Origin of the sequence: Martelella mediterranea DSM 17316 (assembly GCF_002043005.1) — a bacterium.
Taxonomy (GTDB): Bacteria; Pseudomonadota; Alphaproteobacteria; order Rhizobiales; family Rhizobiaceae; genus Martelella; species Martelella mediterranea.
This window is the reverse complement of sequence record NZ_CP020330.1, coordinates 2,097,434-2,117,636: the sequence shown is the minus strand read 5'-3', so window position 1 is coordinate 2,117,636 and position 20,203 is coordinate 2,097,434. Positions and strand designations below refer to the sequence as shown.

The 20,203-nt window shown below is 62.9% G+C and carries 21 protein-coding genes; 11 read left to right on the top strand and 10 right to left on the bottom strand.

Annotated elements, in window-relative coordinates:
- Positions 1-53: 53 nt before the first annotated feature.
- Entirely contained in the window at positions 54-2,984 is a 2,931-nt protein-coding gene (locus tag Mame_RS09880) for a PAS domain-containing sensor histidine kinase (RefSeq protein ID WP_018062830.1), read from the top strand.
- 80 nt (positions 2,985-3,064) lie between these two features.
- A complete protein-coding gene (locus tag Mame_RS09875; RefSeq protein ID WP_018062831.1) occupies positions 3,065-4,729 on the top strand; it encodes an ABC transporter permease in 1,665 nt (554 codons plus the stop codon).
- Between the two features lie 15 nt (positions 4,730-4,744).
- Here Mame_RS09875 and fba read toward each other — a convergent pair whose 3' ends face one another.
- Positions 4,745-5,809 (bottom strand): class II fructose-bisphosphate aldolase, encoded by a 1,065-nt coding sequence (gene fba / locus Mame_RS09870; RefSeq protein ID WP_018062832.1) that lies wholly within the window; start codon positions 5,807-5,809, stop codon positions 4,745-4,747.
- A gap of 230 nt (positions 5,810-6,039) precedes the next feature.
- On the opposite strand from fba, the gene Mame_RS09865 reads away from it, so the two are divergent.
- The 3 genes from Mame_RS09865 (at position 6,040) to Mame_RS09855 (ending at position 7,616) form a co-directional block, all read left to right on the top strand.
- Entirely contained in the window at positions 6,040-6,804 is a 765-nt protein-coding gene (locus Mame_RS09865) for a DeoR/GlpR family DNA-binding transcription regulator (protein WP_026173138.1), read from the top strand.
- 48 nt (positions 6,805-6,852) lie between these two features.
- Positions 6,853-7,245 (top strand): group II truncated hemoglobin, encoded by a 393-nt coding sequence (locus Mame_RS09860; protein WP_018062834.1) that lies wholly within the window; start codon positions 6,853-6,855, stop codon positions 7,243-7,245.
- A 71-nt stretch (positions 7,246-7,316) separates the two neighbouring features.
- Positions 7,317-7,616 carry a DUF423 domain-containing protein gene (locus Mame_RS09855; RefSeq protein ID WP_235726774.1) on the top strand — a complete coding sequence of 100 codons (300 nt, stop codon included), beginning with the start codon at positions 7,317-7,319 and terminating at the stop codon, positions 7,614-7,616.
- Here the strand turns inward: Mame_RS09855 and Mame_RS09850 are convergent, their stop codons facing one another.
- The 3 genes from Mame_RS09850 to Mame_RS09835 form a co-directional block, all read right to left on the bottom strand.
- The gene (locus tag Mame_RS09850; protein ID WP_018062836.1) at positions 7,617-7,988 is read right to left on the bottom strand and encodes a bleomycin resistance protein; all 372 of its coding nucleotides are present in this window, start codon (positions 7,986-7,988) and stop codon (positions 7,617-7,619) included.
- Entirely contained in the window at positions 7,988-8,302 is a 315-nt protein-coding gene (gene hmuQ, locus Mame_RS09845) for a heme-degrading protein HmuQ (RefSeq protein WP_018062837.1), read from the bottom strand. The genes Mame_RS09850 and hmuQ overlap by 1 nt, the downstream gene beginning before the upstream one ends.
- Positions 8,303-8,513: 211 nt before the next feature.
- Positions 8,514-8,912 (bottom strand): DUF2325 domain-containing protein, encoded by a 399-nt coding sequence (locus Mame_RS09835; protein WP_018062839.1) that lies wholly within the window; start codon positions 8,910-8,912, stop codon positions 8,514-8,516.
- A 205-nt stretch (positions 8,913-9,117) separates the two neighbouring features.
- Between Mame_RS09835 and Mame_RS09830 the strand changes: the two genes are divergently transcribed.
- Positions 9,118-9,480 carry a SpoIIAA family protein gene (locus tag Mame_RS09830; RefSeq protein ID WP_018062840.1) on the top strand — a complete coding sequence of 121 codons (363 nt, stop codon included), beginning with the start codon at positions 9,118-9,120 and terminating at the stop codon, positions 9,478-9,480.
- Positions 9,481-9,496: 16 nt separating this feature from the next.
- On the opposite strand, the gene Mame_RS09825 is transcribed toward Mame_RS09830, so the two are convergent.
- From Mame_RS09825 to Mame_RS09805, 5 genes are all read right to left on the bottom strand, one after another.
- Complete coding sequence (locus Mame_RS09825; RefSeq protein ID WP_235726775.1) at positions 9,497-10,357, bottom strand: extensin-like domain-containing protein; 861 nt, start codon at positions 10,355-10,357, stop codon at positions 9,497-9,499.
- 130 nt (positions 10,358-10,487) lie between these two features.
- Complete coding sequence (locus Mame_RS09820; RefSeq protein WP_018062842.1) at positions 10,488-11,885, bottom strand: NAD(P)(+) transhydrogenase (Re/Si-specific) subunit beta; 1,398 nt, start codon at positions 11,883-11,885, stop codon at positions 10,488-10,490.
- A gap of 11 nt (positions 11,886-11,896) precedes the next feature.
- Positions 11,897-12,310 carry a proton-translocating transhydrogenase family protein gene (locus tag Mame_RS09815; RefSeq protein WP_018062843.1) on the bottom strand — a complete coding sequence of 138 codons (414 nt, stop codon included), beginning with the start codon at positions 12,308-12,310 and terminating at the stop codon, positions 11,897-11,899.
- A complete protein-coding gene (locus Mame_RS09810; protein WP_018062844.1) occupies positions 12,310-13,461 on the bottom strand; it encodes a Re/Si-specific NAD(P)(+) transhydrogenase subunit alpha in 1,152 nt (383 codons plus the stop codon). Before Mame_RS09810 ends, Mame_RS09815 begins: the two co-directional genes overlap by 1 nt.
- A 103-nt stretch (positions 13,462-13,564) precedes the next feature.
- Positions 13,565-13,783, bottom strand: a complete 219-nt coding sequence (locus tag Mame_RS09805; RefSeq protein WP_018062845.1) for an aa3-type cytochrome c oxidase subunit IV — start codon at positions 13,781-13,783, stop codon at positions 13,565-13,567.
- 237 nt (positions 13,784-14,020) lie between these two features.
- Here Mame_RS09805 and Mame_RS09800 point away from each other — a divergent pair, with 237 nt between their 5' ends.
- The 5 genes from Mame_RS09800 to Mame_RS09780 all read left to right on the top strand — a co-directional run bounded on the left by Mame_RS09800 (position 14,021) and on the right by Mame_RS09780 (position 18,800).
- Positions 14,021-15,229 (top strand): MFS transporter, encoded by a 1,209-nt coding sequence (locus tag Mame_RS09800; RefSeq protein ID WP_018062846.1) that lies wholly within the window; start codon positions 14,021-14,023, stop codon positions 15,227-15,229.
- Between the two features lie 153 nt (positions 15,230-15,382).
- Positions 15,383-15,844 carry a MarR family winged helix-turn-helix transcriptional regulator gene (locus Mame_RS09795; RefSeq protein WP_018062847.1) on the top strand — a complete coding sequence of 154 codons (462 nt, stop codon included), beginning with the start codon at positions 15,383-15,385 and terminating at the stop codon, positions 15,842-15,844.
- 33 nt (positions 15,845-15,877) lie between these two features.
- On the top strand, positions 15,878-16,282 hold the full coding sequence (locus Mame_RS09790; RefSeq protein WP_018062848.1) for a DUF1398 domain-containing protein: 405 nt from the start codon (positions 15,878-15,880) through the stop codon (positions 16,280-16,282).
- Between the two features lie 174 nt (positions 16,283-16,456).
- On the top strand, positions 16,457-17,035 hold the full coding sequence (locus tag Mame_RS09785; RefSeq protein ID WP_033409247.1) for a TRAP transporter small permease subunit: 579 nt from the start codon (positions 16,457-16,459) through the stop codon (positions 17,033-17,035).
- On the top strand, positions 17,028-18,800 hold the full coding sequence (locus tag Mame_RS09780) for a TRAP transporter large permease (RefSeq protein ID WP_018062850.1): 1,773 nt from the start codon (positions 17,028-17,030) through the stop codon (positions 18,798-18,800). The genes Mame_RS09785 and Mame_RS09780 overlap by 8 nt, the downstream gene beginning before the upstream one ends.
- A 283-nt stretch (positions 18,801-19,083) precedes the next feature.
- Here the strand turns inward: Mame_RS09780 and Mame_RS09775 are convergent, their stop codons facing one another.
- On the bottom strand, positions 19,084-20,202 hold the full coding sequence (locus Mame_RS09775) for a TRAP transporter substrate-binding protein (protein ID WP_018062851.1): 1,119 nt from the start codon (positions 20,200-20,202) through the stop codon (positions 19,084-19,086).
- Position 20,203 lies beyond the last annotated feature (1 nt).

Below are 20,203 nucleotides of genomic sequence, written 5' to 3'. Positions count from 1 at the left end.
AAAGCATTAAAAGGCCAAGCGCCAGGCCGACAACGCGAACCGGACAGCCGTTCATGAGCAACCCGCCCTTCATCGCCTTTGCATCGCACCCTGCCCTGCGCCAGCGATTCCTGGAAGCGCGGCCGATGCTCGTGCTCGATGCGCCGGACGGCGCGATCGTCTGGGCCAATGAAGCAGGCGCCAGGCTTTTCGGCTATTCCGGGGTAGACGCGGCGATCGGGACGGGCCCGAGCGATCCGATTCTCCGCCGCCAGTTCGCCGCCGTCGCCGGCAGGCTTACCGAGCCGGGCGACAGCGAAAGCCTTACCATTCACCTGACGCAACGCTTCCGGCGGGTGACGAGAAAGGCGACGGCGAGCCTGTTCATCCTCGCCAACCATCGATATTTCCTGCTGGAATGCGAATCCGACGCAAGGGATGACGCAAGCCTCGTGCGCGGATCGCAACATCTGGCGCTCGTGAACGGCGACGGGCAGATCACGCTCCGCTCTGACGATTTCGCGGCCACTAGCCTTGGCGAGGCCGATATTGCCGACATCGTCGAGAGCCTTTCGCGACGGGCCGACAGCTATATCGAGCGGCTGGTCACCAACGAAGCCGGAATCTGGCCGGTGGCGCTGGGGCGGCTTTCCAGCACACCCGACCTTTTCCTGCTCGCCGTCTCGCCGGACCTTTCGGCGGAGATCAGGCCGCATATACGCCCAGAACGCGGCGAAGCGCCTGTGCCACAAAGACCGGCGCGCGACGTCATCGCCGCGATTGACGAAAGCTTCGGCGCGTTGATGGAGGAAAGCCCGGCGGAGTCCGCTGCACCCATCCTGGAGCCTGCTGACCCGGCAATTCAGCCCGCCGCTCCGGTGATAAGGAAGCAGCCCGAGCTTGTGGCGGCCGAGGAGACGCGGACCCCGGAACCGGAAGCCGTAGAAGGGCCGCTTCCGCGCCGCTTCGTCTGGCGCACGGATATCTATGGGCGGATCACCGAGGTCTCGAGCGAACTGGTGGAAGCCGTCGGCGAGGAGACCGGCGCGATCTCCGGTCTCACCTTCGCCGAGGTCGAATCGCGGCTCGGCGTCAAGGGCGCCGGCGCGATCGGCGACCTGCTGCAAACGACGGAAACCTGGTCGGGCCGCAGCGTCGAATGGCCGCTCGGCAAAACCAATATGCTCGTGCCGGTCGATCTTGCGGCCCTGCCCACCTTTACCCGGGAGCGCCGTTTCGACGGTTTTCGCGGATTCGGCCTCGTTCGGCTCGGCGAGCAACGGGAAGCGCCACGGCCTGCACGTATTCCGGAGGCCCGACAGACCACAAGCGCGAAGACGCTGACGGATGACGAGCGCCATGCGCTGGATGAGATCGCGAGCCAGTTGCGCTCCGCGGCCCCTGCCGAAGACTTGCGCCCTGAGCCCCCCGCCGAAGACATTCAGCCGGAAGCGCCGGAGCCGCAGCCCTGCGGCCCGGTGATCCGCCGCACCACCGCGCCTGCCGAGAAATCCGAAACCACAGCGGACACCTCCGAATTCGATCGCAGCGAGAACCCGATCGTGATCCAGGCGGGAGAGCGCATTCTTCACGTCAATCCTGCCTTTCTGGCGGTGTCCGGCTATGGCTCGCTCGAGGCGGTGATCGCCGCCGGCGGCACTGATGCCTTTGTCGAGCGCGGCAGCGACGACCGCCTGTTCCTCCGCACCGCAGACGGCGACAGGCTTCCGGTATCCTTCCACATGCAGGCGATCGCCTGGAACGATGGCCGTGCGCTTGCCCTGACATTGCGACCGGCGCAGGATTCCGACACGCTCGCAACGCCCTTGGTCGGCGCCGCGTCGAAGCCGGCGGAGGCGCCCGCCCCCAGCGCCGACAAGGACGCCGAGGTTGCGGAACTTTCCTCGATCCTCGACACCGCCACCGACGGCATCGTGATCCTGGACGGGAAACGGCAACTACGCTCGCTCTCCGCCTCCGCCGCCGCGCTGTTTGCCACCGACACGGCCGAGATTGCGGGCGAGCCGGTGGATATCCTGTTTGCCGAGGAAAGCCACGGCGACATCCACAGGCACCTCGACCGCCTCGCTCAGCGGCCGGCCGGCGAGATCGCCACCGAGGGGCTGGAGGTGATCGGCCGCGAATCCGGCGGAGGCCTGATACCGCTCTACGTGACGCTCGGCCCGCTGCCGCAATCGGACGGCATCTGCATGGCGCTGCGCGACATCACCGCGCTGAAGCGCCGCGAGGATGATCTGCGGGCGGCCCGGCGCGAGGCGCGCCAGGCCGAAGACGACCGCGATGCCTTCATCTCGGCGTTGCGCTACGAAGTGCGCCAGCCGATCGACGCGATCGTATCGCTTTCCGAAACGCTTGATCACCAGCCGTTTGGCGCGATCGGCGATCAGCGCTATCACCGCATCGCCCGCGAAATCGCGCTCAAGGGCCGTCATGCCCGCGGCGTGATCGGCAGGCTTCTGGGCGAGCCGGAGCCCGAACCCGAGATCGCTCCGCCCCCGGCCGAACCCGAAATCACCCCCCGCAAGGATGAGGCGGCGCGCATCAATGACGCCGTTGCCGAGGCCGTGAGCATGGTCCAGCCGCGCGCCAATGGACGCCGGATCATCATCCGCGCCGCCCTTTCGCCGAGCGTCGGCAATGCGCCGGGTTCTGCGGAAACACTCAGGCAAATCGCCCAGGAACTGCTGATGGGCGCGGTTCAGTTCACCCCGGCGGGCGGCCAGGTCGTGGTGTCGACTGCACTGACGGCGGACGGGGCGACGGTGCTGCGGTTCCGCGACAACGGCATCGCGCCCTCGCGCCGGCGCGTCGGCAATGGCGGCGCGCGGTCCGAACAGGGCGGCGCGGAAAATACCCATCTGGAAAAGGCCCGCAGGCTTGCCGAAAGTCTCGGCGCGCGCCTTGAGGTGCAGGCGGTTCCGAATGAAGGCATGCTGGTCGAGGTGTTCCTGCCCGAGCGGCAGACAAGGCCGCTGCATTATTGAGCGCGCGACGCGTATTGCCCGGAGCGGAGTGAGATCGTAAGAACGGTCATCCGCAACGGCTCGGCTGAAGGCCGCACCCCATGTCCGCAACAGAGATCAACACCCCTACGCGCATATTCCGGCGGGTTGCGCCAGCGCCGCTCACGCTTGCGGCGGGCGCGATTGCGGCGCTGATGCTGCTGCCGCTCGCGGCGATCGTCTGGCTTGCGTTCACATCCGATCTTTCGTCGCTCGCCCATCTGGCGACGACGGTGCTGCCGGGCGCCGCGCGGCGGACCTTCTGGCTGCTGCTGCTCAACGGCCTGATCACCGGGGTGGTCGGGGTGATGACGGCATGGCTGGTGGTGTCGTTCGACTTCCCCTTCCGCCGCCTGCTCTCGTCTCTCCTTGTGCTGCCGCTCGCCATGCCGATCTATCTCGCCGCCTATGCCTTCGGCGAATTCCTCGATTTCACCGGCCCGGTGCAGACGCTTTACCGCTCGATCTTCGGCTTCCAGAGCGCGCGCGATTATTATTTCCCCGATATCCGCTCGCTGGGCGGCGCGGTGCTGGTGATGTCGGCCGTGCTCTATCCTTATGTCTATCTGACCGCCCGCGCGGTTTTCGCCATGCAGGGGCGCAATGCGGCGGAGGTGGCGCGAACCCTTGGCGCGGGGCGATGGCGGGTGCTGCGGCGGGTGCAGTTTCCGATGGCGCGGCCCGCCATCATCGTCGGCGTGACTCTGGTGCTGATGGAAAGCCTGAACGATATCGGCGCGGTTCAGTATCTCGGCGTCAACACGCTGACCTTCTCGATCTACGAGACCTGGCTGAACCGGGGCGATCTCGGCGGCGCCGCCCAGCTTTCGGCGATCATGCTGGTCTTCGTGCTGGCGCTGATCCTGCTCGAACGGCTGGCGCGGCACAATCAGCGCTACGCGACTTCTCGCGCCAGCGGCGAGGCCGCCCGCCAGCGCCTTGTCGGCGCGAAGGCCGCGCTCGCGACCCTTTCGTGCACTATTCCGGTTGCCATCGGCTTTCTGGTGCCGGCGCTGGTGCTGCTCGACTTCGCGCTGAAACGGCTGGACGATTTCGCATCCACCCGCCTGCTGGAAGCGCTGGTGACCAGCATCACCGTGTCCGGGCTCGCCGCGATCGTGGCGGTCATCTTCGGCCTCACCCTCGCCTATGCCGTCAGAAGCCATGCTTCGCCCAGGACCCGCAGCCTCGCCCGCCTCGCCTCGCTCGGCTATGCCATTCCCGGCACGGTGCTGGCGATCGGCGTGCTGATCCCGCTTGCCGGCCTCGATAACTGGACCGACGGGCTGATGCGATCCTCCTTCGGCATCTCCACCGGTCTGGTGCTTTCGGGCAGCGGCTTTGCGATCGTCTATGCCTGCACCGCGCGGTTTCTGGCGATGGCCGAAGGCAGCGTGGATTCCGGCTTCCAGAAGCTCTCGCCCAATCTCGACATGGCCGCCCGCACGCTCGGGCGAACGCCGCTGAAGGCGTTGTTTGCCGTGCTGCTGCCCAATATGCGCCCGGCGCTCTGGACCGCGGCGCTGCTGGTGTTCATCGAAACGCTGAAGGAGCTTTCGGCCACGATCCTGCTGCGCCCCTTCAACTTCAACACGCTTGCAACCCTCGTCTACGAGGATGCGTCGCGCGCCGAGGTCGAAAGCGCCTCGGTGCCCGCCATCATCATCATTCTGGCGGGGCTGATCCCGGTGCTGCTGGTGTCGCGCTCGATGGACAGGCGGGGCTGACGCGCCCGCCGACCTTTACCCGATCTTCGGCGCCAGAGAGCCATCGGCGTAGCGCTTGGCCATGTCCGCCATCGGGATCGCCTTGATCTTGTCGGCGTGGCCGGCCGTGCCGAAGGCTTCGAAGCGCTCGACGCAGAGCTTGGTCATCGCCTCCATGGCAGGCTTGAGATATTTGCGGGGATCGAACTCGGACGGGTTTTCGGCAAACACCTTGCGGATCGCGCCGGTCATCGCCATGCGGTTGTCGGTGTCGATGTTGACCTTGCGCACACCGTGCTTGATGCCGCGCTGGATCTCCTCCACCGGCACGCCCCAGGTCGGCTTCATCTCGCCGCCATACTTGTTGATGATCTCCTGCAGCTCTTCCGGCACGGAGGAGGAACCGTGCATGACCAGATGGGTGTCCGGCAGGCGGCGGTGGATTTCCTCGATCACATTCATCGCCAGCACGTCGCCATCCGGCTTGCGGGTAAACTTGTAGGCGCCGTGGCTGGTGCCCATGGCAACCGCCAGCGCATCCACCTGGGTTTCCTTGACGAACTGCACGGCCTGATCCGGATCGGTCAGCAACTGGTCATGCTCCAGCTTGCCCTCGAAACCGTGGCCATCCTCCTTCTCGCCCTCGCCGGTTTCCAGCGAGCCGAGAATGCCGATCTCGCCTTCCACCGATGCGCCGGCCCAGTGGGCGAAATCCGATACGCGCCGGGTAATGCCGGCATTGTATTCGTAATCCGCCGGGGTCTTGCCATCGGCCTTCAGCGAGCCATCCATCATCACCGAGGTGAAGCCGTATTTGATCGCCGTCATGCAGGTGGCTTCATTGTTGCCGTGGTCCTGATGCATCACCAGCGGAATGTCGGGATAAAGCTCCGACAGGCCCTCGATCAGCTTGGCAAGCACCAGATCGTTGGCATAGGAGCGCGCGCCCCTGCTTGCCTGGATGATCAGCGGCGAGGAGGTTTTCTTCGCCGCGGCCATGATCGCAAGGCCCTGTTCCATATTGTTGATGTTGAAGGCCGGAACGCCGTAGCCGTATTCGGCCGCGTGGTCGAGCAACTGCCGCAAGGTAATCATGGGCATCGCCAAGTCTCCTGTGATTGCGCGCCGCCTCTGCCGGCGGCTCATCAAATGTTCCTTAGCCGCCCGAGTATGGCAGCTTTGTATTTTGATGATAGGAGTTGCGAAGAAAATAACAATACTATTTTACAAACAACACATTAATTGTTATTTTAATCGTTATAAAATGTGATATCTATCACGGACAAGGGTGTTACATCAAAAACGCCACAACATTGGACATGGAGAGGCCGGTGAAAGCCGATGAAAGACGGGCGGCGATGATGGCGCTGCTGATGGAAAAAGGCACGGCGAGCGTCGATGAGCTGAGTCTCAGATTCCATGTTTCGAAGATGACGGTGCACCGCGATCTCGATGAGCTCGAGGCTTCCGGACAGCTCCGCAAGGTGCGCGGCGGGGCCTCTGTCCAGTCATCGGCGATGTTTCAGGCCGATTTCCGCTATCGCCAGAAGATGGCGGCAAGCGAAAAGGCGCGGATCGCGGCAAGCGCCGCGGCGCTGGTGGAGCCCGGCATGACGCTGATGATCGACGATTCATCGACGGCGGCGAACCTGACCGAACATCTCACCCACCGCCTGCCGCTGACTGTGATTTCCAACAATCTGAGTGTTATATCGCAACTCGCCGGCATTGCCGGCATCGAGCTGATGGCGCTTGGCGGCCAGTACAGCCGCAAGTTCAACGGCTTTTTCGGCCTGCTGACGGAAGACGCGCTGAGGGGGCTTCGCGCCGATATCGGCTTCATCTCGGCTTCCGCGATCTATGAGGGCGCGGCCTTCCATCAGGATCCGGAAGTGGTGCAGACCAAAAGGCTGATCGTGAAGGGCGCCGAACGCCGCGTGCTTCTCGCCGACCACACCAAGTTCGGCCGCCCCGGACTGCACTTCCTGACCGGACTCGAAACCTTCACCGCCGTGTTCACCGGATCGGAGTTGGCCGAGGAGCATCGCAACGTCTTGCAGGAAAAAGGCGTCGCGCTGCATTGCGTTGAGGCATAATATCGGTATTCAACAGACCACACCATCAACCCCAGTTTTGGAGCGCTTATGAACGCGCGCGAAACCATCACACTCTACGAGGCGATAGGCGGCGCTGATGCCGTTGAACGGCTCGTGCGCCGCTTCTACGAGCTGATGGACACCCTGCCGGAGGCCGCGCGCTGCCGCGCCATCCATCCCGCCGAACTTTCGGGCTCGGAAGCGAAATTCCGCGACTACATGACCGGTTATCTCGGCGGCCCGCCGGTCTATGTGGAAAAGCACGGTCATCCCCGCCTCAGGATGCGCCACATGCCGGCGCCGATCGGGCCGGAGGAGCGCGATGAGTGGCTGCTGTGCTTCCGCCGTGCGCTGGAAGAGACCGTGCCCGATATCCGGTTGCGCGCCGTGATCATGCCGCCGATCGAAAAACTCGCCTATCACATGCAAAACAGGAGTTGAGGATGGCTGGCCTTCCGCTTTCATCGCGCATATTGCTTTTTTGCGGAGGCCTCACCGGAGCCGCCGGAATCATGCTCGCCGCCGCCGCCTATCACGGCGACAGCGCCGTGCTGCAATCGGCGGCGCTGGTCTGCCTTGCCAATGGCCCGGCGCTGCTGGCGCTCGCCGTATTGGCGATGCGCACGGCCGTTGCAACCGCGGCGGGGCTCGCGATCGCGCTCGGAACGCTGTTGTTCGCAGGCGATATCGCGGCGCTTTCCTATATGGGCTCCGGCCTTTTCCGCATGGCCGCCCCGGTCGGCGGCACCGCGATCATCGCCGGCTGGCTGATGGCGGCGCTCGCCGCCCTGCTGCCGGCGAGCCGGGACTGACTATCCCTCCTGGCCATCCGGTATGCGACCGAAGCGCAGCAGATTGCCGTGCGGATCGGAGACATAGAATTCCTTCATGCCCCATTCGCGCTCGGTGAAGCCCATCGGATGGAGGATGTCGCGCTTTTCGTATTCGGCATAAAGCGCGTCAATGCCGCCGCCGCGAATATAGACCGATGTCCGTTCGCAAAGCGTCTTGTCGTCGGTCAGCCAGAAATGCAGCTCAAGCCCGGGGCGGCGGAGGATGAGATAGGTGTCATCCTCGTGCACCACTTCCGACAATCCGAGCTTTTCGGTGTAGAAGGCCTTGGTCTCGGCAAGATCGACCGAGGGCAGAACGGGCAGGACCTCGATTTGCGCCGGATCGCTCATCACGCGCCCTCGACCGTATTGAAGCCTTCGAAGACCGGCGGGCCGATATATTCCGCCTTGCGTTCGCCGGCATTCTTATGGGCATCGCGAAACTGCTCGGATTTTGTCCAGTTGGTGAACGCCTCCTCGCTCTCCCACATCGTGTGCGAGGCATAGAGCGTATAGCCGTCAGCGGCGAAGTGCTTGCCCTTCAGGAGGTGGAAGGAGATGAAGCCGGCGAGTTCGGCAAGGCGCGAATCGCGCCCCTTCCAGATGGCCTCGAACGCCTCCTCGGAACCGGTCGCGACCTTGAAGCGGTTCATTGCGATATACATTGTCTTACCTCTGCTGTCTTGTTCTGAACCCGGCGATGCCAGTCCGCCACGTGTATCACCTCACCGGCGCCGTATATACCGGCGCGACGTCGGCGCTGTGGAAAGGGGAGAATGGCGGCCCCGGCGCGCATCGGCCCGTACCGGCTCGCAACATTACCGGCCGCGTCCGCGCGGTGCAGGCCGATCAGGCGGACCCCATCAAGATCACAGATCATCCGTTGCCGCGCTCGTTCATGCTGTGAAGCGCGCGCTCCAGCGAGGATTTCGAGCCGTTGCGGAGCGGGATGAACGCCTTGTTGAATTTCTTGCAGCCGGATTTGACCCGGACGCAGGCGTCATGACTGATGCAGTCGATCGGGCAGAACACGCAGTCGACGGAGGGCAGCACCCGGTCGATCCGTGATACCGCCTCGCGCAGGCCGCCATCGTGATGGATCAGTTCGGCGCCGAAGCCGTCGGCCACCGCGCGCAGATGGGCGACCTGACAGTCGCGCCCGCCGACATAGAGAAAACTCCGTCCGGCAAGTCCCTCCGGCGCGTCCGCGACACGCGTCACCTCATCGGATTTCTGTTCGGACCGCGTGGCCTTGCGCCGGTTCTTCTTCGCCATGAATGCCTCCTCGATACGGGGAATTTCGCATTGTCGCGGCGAGCATATAAAACATGATAAAAAAGGTAAAGTTTAAATATGATAGTTCTACTCATGTTTTTATCCTGACCCGGTTTTGCGGATTACAAATCGGCAATCCTGCCCTGCGGCGCTTTCAAAGTCGCCATGGCCGCGTTACAACACGACGCAAAATCGGAGGAATTCCATGCTTGAGAAAATCGAAAGCCTGCCGGACAACATGATCGGCTTCACGATCCGCAAGGCGCTGAGCGCCAATGACTATCAAAATGTCCTGCTGCCGGCGCTCGAAACCCAGAGCACCAAGGGTGGCGGGCTGCGCCTGCTCCTGGTAACCGGCGCGGATTTCGCCGGCTCGGATGTCGGCACCGCGATGGGCGGCCAGCCCTTCCGCCGTTCCGAACCGCTGGAGTTCAAGAGTATCGCGATCGTCAGCGCCAACAAGGGCTTTACCCAGGCGGTGCAGATGTTCGGCATGCTGTTCCATGCGGACGTGAAGGTGTTCGCCCCTGACAACCAGAACGAGGCCATCTCCTGGCTGGCGACCTGACCGCACTAACCAAAACCTACCGGCAGTAGCGGAATCCGCTGTTGCGCTTTATCACGTCGAGATGCATGTGGTCCTGATGGGTTGCGTCGCTGCCGGGCGAAAGCACCGTCGTGAAATAGAGGCAGGCGGCGGCGCTGACGGTGCGCTGGAAGGCGCCTGTGACGCTGCCGTCCTTCATGCGCGGCAGCATCTCCACGGTTTCGCCGCTGGAAAAGGTCAGCGAACGGATATCGACGGCATTACCTTTGGCATGTTCGGAAATCTTGGCGCCGTCTACATTGTTGCGGCTGCGGCAGACATAGGTTGACGCCTGCTCCACCTCGGTCAGCCGCGCATCCGGGGACAGCGCGATCTTCGCCGTCGGCTCGACATAGGTTTTGGCCCATGTGGCAAGCGCAAGCGCGGTCTCGCAGCGCATCGTGCCTTCCGGCGAAAGCGCCACCCCTTCCATAACCTTTGTCACCTTCAGCGGCCGCGCCATGCCACAAGCCCCCTCCCCGTCGATCGGCTCCAGCACTTCGTATTCCGCGCCGAGCGCGGTGAGCGCCGCCGTGCAGCGGAGAAATTCGCCATTGTCTTCCTCCGGCGGCTTCGGATCGGGCGGCGGCGGGTTCTCCGCTCGTTCCTCGGGCACGGGCGGATCGTCCGGGAGATCCTCCTCGACCTCCTCGGCGGCCTCGTCTTCCGCAGGAGTGGGCTCCGCCGTCTCCGTCGTTTCTTCCGTTGCCGGCGTTGGCGCAGCCTCCGCTTCCGCGGCGGCTTCGCCATCCGGGCGCTGCTCCGGCACCGGCGGATTGTCGGGAAGGTCGAGCGCCATCAGGCATAATGCCATCGCCGGAATGAGAGCGACGGTCAGGGGTTTCCTGGGAATGGCCACGGTTTGTCCTCGGTTGATGTTGCCATGGGACAACGTGCAGTGGTGATGGACGGTTCCGCTCAAGCGGACGCAACAAACAGGAAACCCGGCGGGATGAGCCACCGGGTTTCCAGTTATTTCAAGGCTTTGGCTATTCGATCGCCTTGACGATGTCCTCGGTCATCTTCTTGGCGTCGCCCAGCAGCATCATCGTGCCGTCCTTGTAGAACAGCTCGTTGTCGATGCCGGCATAGCCCGAGCCGAGCGATCGCTTGACGAACAGGCAGGTCTTGGCCTTGTCGACATCGAGGATCGGCATGCCGTAGATCGGCGAAGCCTTGTCGTCGCGCGCCGCCGGGTTGGTGACGTCGTTAGCGCCGATGACATAGGCGACATCCGCCTGGGCGAATTCGGAGTTGATATCCTCCAGTTCGAACACTTCGTCATAGGGCACGTTGGCTTCGGCCAGCAGTACATTCATGTGCCCCGGCATGCGGCCAGCGACCGGATGAATGGCATATTTCACCTCGACGCCCTTCTCCTTCAGCTTGTCGGCAAGCTCGCGCAGCGCATGCTGCGCCTGGGCAACCGCCATGCCGTAGCCGGGCACGATGATGACCCTGGAGGCGTTTTCCATCAGGAAGGCCGCGTCGTCAGCAGACCCGGTCTTGACGGTGCGGTCGATATCCGACGCCCCGGCTGCCGCTGCGCTATCGCCGCCAAAGCCGCCGAGAATGACCGAGATGAACGACCGGTTCATGCCCTTGCACATGATGTAGGACAGGATCGCGCCCGACGAGCCAACCAGCGCGCCGGTGACGATCAGCGCCATATTGCCGAGCGTGAAGCCGATGCCGGCAGCAGCCCAGCCCGAATAGGAGTTCAGCATCGAGACCACGACCGGCATGTCGGCTCCGCCGATCGGCACGATCAGCAGCACGCCCAGCACCAGCGCCAGAATGACGATCAGCCAGAAGTGGATCGGATTGGCCGTTGCCGAAAGCGACACGATGAACAGCACCAGACCGGCCAGAAGCGCGATGTTGATGATGTGGCGCGCCGGCAGCATGATCGGCTTGCCGGACATGCGCCCATCGAGCTTCAGGAAGGCGATGATCGAGCCGGTGAACGTGATCGCGCCGATCGCGGCGCCAATCGAAAGCTCGATCAGGGCCCTGAGATGAATATCATCCGGCGTGCCGATGCCGAAGCTTTCCGGCGAATAAAGCGCCGCGCCCGCCACCAGCACGGCGGCAAGACCGACGAGCGAGTGGAAACCAGCGACGAGCTGCGGCATCGCCGTCATCGGTATCGTGCGGGCGATATAGGCCCCGATGCCGCCGCCGATGGCAAGCGCCAGCACGATCAGGATCAGCGCCGGGAAATCCGGCTTGGCGAGCAACAGCGTCGTGACGATCGCGATCCCCATACCGACCATGCCGTAAAGGTTGCCCTTGCGGCTGGTGGAGGGATGCGACAGGCCGCGCAGCGCCAGAATGAACAGCACGGCGGAAACGAGAAACAGCAAGGCTGCAAGATTGACAGACATCGTCTATGGCCTCACTTCTCTTTTTTCTTGTACATCGCCAGCATGCGCTGGGTGACGAGAAAGCCGCCGAAAATATTGATCGCGACCAGGATCAGGGCAACAAAGCCCATGCCGGTGGCGATGCCGCTTGCCGAAAGGGCAACCGAGAGAAGCGCGCCGACCACGATCACCGAGGAGATCGCGTTGGTGACCGCCATTAGCGGCGTATGCAGCGCCGGCGTGACCGACCACACCACGTAATAGCCGACGAAAATTGCAAGCACGAAGATCGCGAGCTGGAATACGAAAGGATCGACAACCCCGCCGGTCGCGCCATGGGCGAGAGCTGCGAGCGAGCCGTCCTCGAGATTGCCGAGCGCGCTCTTGGCGTGCTCCAGCGACATCATCGCCTGGTCGATCGAGCTATGAACATCATCTAACGGCATCAGGCCTCTCCCCCGGCGGGCTGACCGCCAAATTTCGGATGAACGAGCGCGCCCTCATGCGTCAGAAGCGTGGCGGCGACGAGTTCGTCTTCCCGGTTGATTTTCAGATCGCCGGTTTCCTTGTCGACCAGCGTTTCGAAGAAGGTCAGCAGGTTCTTGGCGTAAAGCGCCGAGGCACTGGCGGCGATCCGGCCCGGCAGGTTTTCGTAGCCGATGACGTTGACGCCCTCGACCTCGGTAACCGCGCCGGCGACCGCGCCTTCAATATTGCCGCCGCGCTCGACCGCGAGGTCGACGGCGACCGAGCCGAGCTTCATCGCCGAAAGCATCTGGCGGCTGACAAGCCGGGGCGCGGGGCGGCCGGGGATCAGCGCGGTGGTGATGACGATATCCTGCTTGGCGATGTGCGAGGCGACGAGTTCGGCCTGCTTGGCCTGATATTCGGCCGACATTTCCTTGGCGTAACCGCCAGCGGTCTCGGCCGCCTTGAACTCGTCATCCTCGACCGCGATGAACTTCGCGCCGAGCGAGGCGACCTGCTCCTTGGCGGCGGGGCGCACGTCCGTCGCCGAAACCACGGCGCCGAGACGGCGCGCCGTTGCGATCGCCTGGAGGCCGGCAACGCCCGCGCCCATCACGAACACGCGCGCGGCCGGCACGGTGCCCGCCGCCGTCATCATCATCGGCATGGCGCGGTCGAACACGGACGCCGCCTCGATCACGGCCTGATAGCCGGCAAGGTTTGCCTGCGAGGACAGAACGTCCATCGACTGCGCGCGGGTGATGCGCGGCATCAGTTCCATCGCAAAAGCGGAAATCCCCTTTCCGGCCATTGCCGCAAGCGCGTCCTCATGGCCGTAGGGGTCCATGGTTGCGATCACAATCGCGCCGCTCTTGTAGCCGAAAAATTCCTGCTCGCCGGGGCGGCGGACGCGGAAGATGACATCGGCGTTGGCCGCCGCTTCGGGACCGGCGATCTCGGCGCCGGCGGCGCGGAACGCCTCGTCATCCATGCGGGATTTGAGGCCAGCGCCGCTTTCGACGACAACATCGAAGCCGAGGCCCTTCAGTTTCTTGACCGTGTCAGGAGAAGCGGCAACGCGCGTTTCCGCGTCCGCCGTCTCCTTCGGTACGAATAGTGTCTTGCTCAAGACATGCTCCCAGATTGAAGTCGGAACGGACGGCAGCCGTCAGCGGCGCGCCGGCTTGCCGGTACGCCCTGTTCCGCAGAAAATCGAATTTCTTCCAAGGCTTTCAGCGCAGGATAACGTAGCCAAGTACGCTGATGACGATGAAGATGATCAGACTGCCGATGAAACCGAAAGGTCCAAGCAGACCCGCCGCCATGGCCACCATGAGCGCGACCAGATGGATCGTGCCGTACTTCGTGCCATTGACGAACATCTTGTAGGTTTTGGCGTGTTCCGAAAAATCCGCCTCGTCTGCGGGCTGGGACATTTCGACATTCTGCATAGACTTCCCTCCTTTGCGGCGTCACCGCGCTCGCCGCCATCTCCGGCCGGCCAAACTCCCTCGGGGCTCCCGATTATCATACCTTGTTTCACGCTTTCAACAACGCCATCGGAAAACTCCGCCCATTCAATCGATTATTGATGAGGACAATTGACAGCATTTATTTAGGTTGATATCAACTTATATCATTAGACGATCGACCTGCGCGGTCGTGATGGCACGGGGGGCCGGATTTTGATGCGCACTATTCCCTATCGCTGGATCATGGTTGCCGCGGGCGCGGTGATCGGCTGCCTCGCCATCGGCGCGATCTTCTCGCTGCCGGTGTTCCTGCGGCCAATGGCGGATGCGACCCGTTGGTCGACCACCGGCATCTCCACGGCCATGACCATCGGCTTCATCGTCTCGGCCCTTGCAAGCATGATCATGGGATCGCTGTCGGACCGGATCGGCCCGCGCCCCGTGGTTCTCGCCGGTAGCGTGGCGATGGTGGCGGCCCTCCTCCTCGGCAGCGTCAGCCCCAGCCTGCTGGCGTTTCAAATGAGCTTCGGCCTGGTATCCGGCCTGGCGATCGCGGCGTTGATGGCCCCGATGATGTCGTCCATCGTCGGCTGGTTCGATACCCACCGCTCGCTCGCCGTGTCTCTGGTTTCGGTCGGCTTCGGCGTCGCGCCGATGACGATGTCGCCGCTCGCCGCGTGGCTGGTCGAGGGGTATGACTGGCGCACCGCGATGCAGATCATCGCGATCGTGGTGGCCGTGCTGATGCTGCCCGCCGCGATGCTGATCCGCCGCCCGCCGCAGATCGAGGCAAGCCAGCCCGGCATGGCCGGCGCGGAACCGGAGATCACGGTGGCGGAAGCGATCCGCTCGCCGCAATTCATCGTGCTTTGCCTCACCAATTTCTTCTGCTGCGCCACCCATGCGGGCCCGATCTTCCACACCGTCAGCTATGCCGTGACCTGCGGCATTCCGCTGATGGCGGCGGTTTCGATCTATTCGATCGAAGGTCTGGCGGGGCTCGGCGGTCGCGTCGCCTTCGGCATTCTCGGCGACCGGCTGGGAGCCAAGCGGGTGCTGGTCGCCGGCCTTCTCGCCCAGGCCTTCGGCGCGCTCGCCTACGCCTTCGTGCGCGAGCTTGCCGGCTTCTACGCCGTCGCGGCGCTTTTCGGCTTCATCTATGCCGGCGTAATGCCGCTCTATGCGGTGCTGGCGCGCGAGAACTTCCCGCAGCGGATGATGGGCACCGTCATTGGCGGCACCGGGCTCGCCGGCGGCCTCGGCATGGCGCTCGGCCCGCTCGCCGGCGGGCTGATCTACGATGCCTTTGCGACATACACCTGGATGTATGTCGGCGCCTGGGGCATGGGCATCGGAGCCACGCTGATGGCGCTGACCTTCCGCTCCCGCGCAAGCCGCGGCACGGCCGCGCCGCAGCCGGCATGAACCGCACTTTCAGATGCACGCATGGGGAACGCGCCGAGGGCGATGCGGTTCGCATGCGTGTGAGAGAGGCTGCGCCCTCGCGTCGCCAGTCATATAGTTGACTAGGAAACCATACTCGTATAGTTTCCTAGTCAACTTCAATTGAGGCATGCCATGCTCCCCGTTCGTCCCGTTCCCGAACTCACCGCGCATCTCGGCTTCTGGCTGCGCATGGTCTCCAACCATGTATCCCAGGCCTTCGCAACCAAACTCGCCGGCCGGGAAGTTACGGTTGCCGAATGGTGCTTCCTGCGCGCGCTTTATGGCAAGGCGCCGACGCCGCCTAGCCGTCTTGCCGAGGAGATGGGTATGACGAGGGGTGCGATCACAAAGCTCGCTGACCGATTGATCGCAAAATCGCTGGTCACGAGGAAGGCCAGCGACGACGATGGCCGCGCGCAAACGCTGGCGCTGACCGAACGCGGAACCGCGATCGTGCCGGATCTGGCGGCACTCGCCGACCGCAACGATGCCGAATTCTTCGACTGCCTTGCTCCGGATGAACGTGAAACCCTGGAGCGCCTCCTGAAGAGCCTGGCCCAGCGCAGCCAGATGACAGCAATCCCGGTCAAATGAACAATTTCGACCCTGCCACACGGAGAAACGACAATGAACGATCAACAGAAAGCTATTGCCCGAACCTGCCTTGAGGGCGCAAGCGACAACACCCTCGCCTTTCCCCAGATCGTGGCAAAGCTGATGGAGGCCGGCTTCGAAAGCTATGCCATCGACTTCCGGCGCTCGACGGGAATCTACTATCTGCCCGACGGCGAGAACATTGAGCTGCCGGCCCATCGGGTCGATGCTCCTGTGGCGGCGGCGCTCGACGCAGCGCGTCTGGAGACCGCTATCCGGGAGGCCCAGCAGATGGTTCCCGGCTACACCTATGAGGGCTTCTGCAGGAAGGCAGCGCAGGCAGGGTGCGCTGGCTACATCGTATCGTTCTCCGGCCGCCGCGCCGTTTACTTCGGACGGACCGCCGAAACCCATGTCGAGCGCTTTCCAGACCAATAAAAGCCCCGGCTCTCACCACGATCAGTTCGCCTTTCAGCAATTTTCCATCCCGAAAGAGCGGAAAACCGTCGTTTTGTTCCAAAACCGTGCGTTTTTCGGTCCGTATTGTACCAAAGGCATGTTGCGTGGCCTTGACAACTTCCATTAAGGAGGACGGACGGTTTGGAGGCCCCAATGAGACCACTAATAATAATAAGCCGTACGATCGACAGGCTGAACGAATTCATCGGACATTCCGTGTCCTGGCTCCTTCTGGTAGCGATCCTGGTCAGCGCAGGCAATGCGGTCAGCCGCAAGCTGTTTTCGCTGTCCTCGAATGCCATGCTGGAGCTGCAATGGTACCTTTACGGCGCCGTGTTCATGCTGGCGACCGCCTACGCGCTTCTGAAGAACGAGCATATCCGCATCGATATCCTGTCAGGATCGTGGTCCCGGCGGACCCGTGACTGGATCGATCTCGTGCTGCACATCATCTTCCTGGTGCCGTTCGCGTCAATGATGGTTTATCTCAGCTGGCCATGGTTCCTGCGCTCCTTCCTTTCCGGCGAGCACTCGACCAATGCCGGCGGGCTGATCCTGTGGCCGGCGAAATCCTTCATCCTCATCGGCTTCATCCTGCTTCTGCTGCAGGCCTTTTCCGAGATCATCAAACGGGCGGCCGCGCTTTCCGGTCATCTGAAAGAAGACGAAGAACTCTATGCCGACGCCGGCAACGCCGCCCACATGATGACCAAGGACCTGCCGCATGATTGACCTTGTCGCGCACAACCTTGCTCCCATCATGTTCGTTTCCGTGATGGCGATGCTGCTTCTCGGCTATCCGGTCGCCTTCACGCTCGCCGCCGGCGGGCTGATCTTCTTCGTGCTAGGCGTCGAGTTCTCCTCGATCTCGCCGGAAATCAACCTGTTCTGGCCGCTGCTGCAATCCCATCCAGATCGTTTCTTCGGCGGCATCATGTCGAACGAGACACTGCTGGCGGTTCCGTTCTTCACCTTCATGGGCATCATCCTCGAGCGCTCGCGGATGGCCGAGGATCTGCTCGACACGATCGGGCAGTTGTTCGGCCCGATCCGCGGCGGGGTTGCCTATGCCGTGGTTCTGGTCGGCGCGCTGCTGGGCGCCACCACTGGCGTGGTCGCGGCCTCGGTCATGGCGATGGGGCTGATCTCGCTGCCGGTGATGCTGCGCTACAGCTATGACCGCTCGTTCGCGACAGGCACGATCGCCGCCTCCGGCACGCTGGCGCAGATCGTGCCGCCCTCGCTGGTGCTGATCGTCATGGCCGACCAGCTCGGCCGTTCGGTCGGCGACATGTATGTCGGCGCGCTCTATCCCTCGCTGATGGTCATCGCGGCCTACTGCCTCTACGTCTTTATCACCACTATGATCCGCCCCAAGGCGGCGCCGGCCATGCCGGTGGAGGCGCGTACGCTGGGCAATGGCGTAACCTCGCTGTTCGTGATGATCGCGATCGCGGCGGCGCTCTATTTTCTCGGTTATCACGTTCTGTTCACGGCGCTTGACGAGGCCTGGCGGTTCGTGGCGGCGCTGTTCTTCGGCGTGATCGTGATCTATCTCGCGGCACTCGCCAATGACCGGTTCAAGCTCAACATCCTGTCGCGGCTTTCCCAGCAGGTCATCATCGTGATGGTGCCGCCGCTGGCACTGATCTTCCTGGTGCTCGGAACGATCTTCCTCGGCATTGCCACGCCGACGGAGGGCGGCGCGATGGGCGCGACCGGTGCGCTGTTGCTCGCAATCGCCAAGGGTCGCCTCGATTTCACGGCGCTGAAGGCCGCGCTCGACAGCACCACCAAGCTCTCCGCCTTCGTGATGATGATCCTGATGGGTGCGCGCGTCTTCAGCCTCACCTTCTACGGCATCAATGGCAATGTCTGGATCGAGGACCTGCTGACCAGCCTGCCGGGCGGGGAATACGGCTTCCTGATCGTGGTCACGATCATCGTCTTCATCCTCGGCTGCTTCCTCGATTTCTTTGAGATCGCCTTCATCATGGTGCCGCTTCTGGTGGCCCCTGCCCAGGCGCTCGGCATCGACCTGATCTGGTTCGGCATCATTCTCGGCCTCAACCTGCAGACCTCGTTCCTGACCCCGCCCTTCGGCTTCTCGCTGTTCTATCTGCGCTCGGTGACGCCGGCCGGCGAATGGCAGGACAAGGCGACGGGAAGAATGATGCGCGGCGTCAGAACGCTGGAGATCTACAAGGGGATCGTGCCCTACATCATCATCCAGTTCCTGGCGATCCTGGCGGTGATCTTCTTCCCGAAACTGGTCACCCATTATCAGGATGACGTCGTCCGGGTTGATCCGGACACGATCCAGATCGAAATGCCCTCCTTCGGCGAAGGCGGCGACAATTTCGGCTTCGACAGCGGCTTCGGCGGCGAAAGCAGCGATCCGTTCGCCCTGCCCGATTTCGGCAGCGGCGACCAGCCCGCGGACGGCGGCTCAGATGGCCTCAACCTCGATGATCCGCCGGATCTGAATTTCAACTGATCGATATGACAAACGCCGGAAATAAAAAGCCCGGCGTTTGTTTTTTCGTACAATCGATCAGCAAACAATCTCCCCCCTTGAGGGGGAGATGCCCCGACAGGGGCAGAGAGGGGTGAACCCTTTCCGAGAGCACGGCGTTGGCGGCCTGTGCCTCATACCCCTCTCTGTCGCTTTCGCGACATCTCCCCCTCAAGGGGGGAGATTGGAGTATCGTGGGGTCAGGCATTAGAAAACCCCGGAAGCGCCGGCCTCCGGGGTTCGTTTTTCAAAAAGCATTTATACCTTACGAAAGCGGCTTGATCTGTCCGGCGTTCTGGGCGGCCATCATGAACTGGTCGTAGCGGAATTCGCAGGTCTTCAGCCAGCCATAGGCGTCGTTCTTGTAGACGGTCTGATCGTTGTAGATTTTCTTGAACGTCGGGTTCTCGGCGCCGATCTCCGCATAGACTTCCATTGCGGCATTGTAGCAGGCCTGCATGATGTCGGTGCTGAAGCCCTTCATCTGCGCGCCATCGGCGATCAGTTCGCGGATCGCGACCGGGTTCTTGACGTCATATTTCGCCATCATGTTGGTGTTGGCGAAGGCGCAGGCGTCATCAAGCGCGGCCTGATAGTGCTTCGGCAGTTCCTGATATTTCTGCTTGTTGAAGAAGGCGTGGATCACCGGACCGCCTTCCCACCAGCCGGGATAGTAGTAGTACTTGGCCACTTTGTAGAAGCCGAGCTTCTGGTCGTCATAGGGGCCGACGAATTCGGCGGCGTCGATCGTGCCCTTTTCCAGCGCCGGATAGATATCGCCGCCGGCAAGCTGCTGCGGCACGACGCCGACCTTTTCCATCACCTTGCCCGCGATGCCGGCGATGCGCATCTTCAGGCCCTTGAGGTCGTCGACCGTGTTCACTTCCTTGGAGAACCAGCCGCCCATCTGTGCCCCGGTATTGCCGGCGGGAAGCCCGTAGACGCCGTAACCGTCAAAGAACTCGTTCATCAGCGTGTTACCGTTGCCCTGATAGAACCAGGCATTCGAAAGCCGCGCGTTGAGCCCGAAGGGAATTGCCGTGCCGATTGCGAATGTCGGGTCCTTGCCCCAGAAATAATAGGAGCAGGTGTGCGCTGCTTCCACCGTGCCGTCCTGCACGGCATCGAGCGCCTGCAGGCCGGGAACGATCTCGCCGGCGGCATAGCACTGGATCTCGAAATTGCCGCCGGTGGCGGCTCCGACGTGATTGGCGACATCCTCCGCGCCACCGTAGATCGTATCGAGCGACTTAGGGAACGACGACGTCAGGCGCCAGGTGATCTTCGGATTTTCCTGCGCGATGGCGGGCGCGGCGAGCGCGGTGGCGGCGGCAGCGCCGACGCCGCCCGCACCGACCTTTTTCATAAAGGAACGACGGTCCATA

Excerpts from the sequence above, each read along its gene's own strand:
- Mame_RS09880 (WP_018062830.1), top strand. The coding sequence starts at position 54 with ATGAGCAACCCGCCCTTCATCGCCTTTGCATCGCACCCTGCCCTGCGC.
- Mame_RS09875 (WP_018062831.1), top strand. The coding sequence starts at position 3,065 with ATGTCCGCAACAGAGATCAACACCCCTACGCGCATATTCCGGCGGGTT.
- fba (WP_018062832.1), bottom strand. The coding sequence starts at position 5,809 with ATGCCCATGATTACCTTGCGGCAGTTGCTCGACCACGCGGCCGAATAC.
- Mame_RS09860 (WP_018062834.1), top strand. The coding sequence starts at position 6,853 with ATGAACGCGCGCGAAACCATCACACTCTACGAGGCGATAGGCGGCGCT.
- Mame_RS09855 (WP_235726774.1), top strand. The coding sequence starts at position 7,317 with ATGCTCGCCGCCGCCGCCTATCACGGCGACAGCGCCGTGCTGCAATCG.
- Mame_RS09850 (WP_018062836.1), bottom strand. The coding sequence starts at position 7,988 with ATGAGCGATCCGGCGCAAATCGAGGTCCTGCCCGTTCTGCCCTCGGTC.
- hmuQ (WP_018062837.1), bottom strand. The coding sequence starts at position 8,302 with ATGTATATCGCAATGAACCGCTTCAAGGTCGCGACCGGTTCCGAGGAG.
- Mame_RS09835 (WP_018062839.1), bottom strand. The coding sequence starts at position 8,912 with ATGGCGAAGAAGAACCGGCGCAAGGCCACGCGGTCCGAACAGAAATCC.
- Mame_RS09830 (WP_018062840.1), top strand. The coding sequence starts at position 9,118 with ATGCTTGAGAAAATCGAAAGCCTGCCGGACAACATGATCGGCTTCACG.
- Mame_RS09820 (WP_018062842.1), bottom strand. The coding sequence starts at position 11,885 with ATGTCTGTCAATCTTGCAGCCTTGCTGTTTCTCGTTTCCGCCGTGCTG.
- Mame_RS09815 (WP_018062843.1), bottom strand. The coding sequence starts at position 12,310 with ATGCCGTTAGATGATGTTCATAGCTCGATCGACCAGGCGATGATGTCG.
- Mame_RS09805 (WP_018062845.1), bottom strand. The coding sequence starts at position 13,783 with ATGCAGAATGTCGAAATGTCCCAGCCCGCAGACGAGGCGGATTTTTCG.
- Mame_RS09800 (WP_018062846.1), top strand. The coding sequence starts at position 14,021 with ATGCGCACTATTCCCTATCGCTGGATCATGGTTGCCGCGGGCGCGGTG.
- Mame_RS09795 (WP_018062847.1), top strand. The coding sequence starts at position 15,383 with ATGCTCCCCGTTCGTCCCGTTCCCGAACTCACCGCGCATCTCGGCTTC.
- Mame_RS09790 (WP_018062848.1), top strand. The coding sequence starts at position 15,878 with ATGAACGATCAACAGAAAGCTATTGCCCGAACCTGCCTTGAGGGCGCA.
- Mame_RS09785 (WP_033409247.1), top strand. The coding sequence starts at position 16,457 with ATGAGACCACTAATAATAATAAGCCGTACGATCGACAGGCTGAACGAA.
- Mame_RS09780 (WP_018062850.1), top strand. The coding sequence starts at position 17,028 with ATGATTGACCTTGTCGCGCACAACCTTGCTCCCATCATGTTCGTTTCC.
- Mame_RS09775 (WP_018062851.1), bottom strand. The coding sequence starts at position 20,202 with ATGGACCGTCGTTCCTTTATGAAAAAGGTCGGTGCGGGCGGCGTCGGC.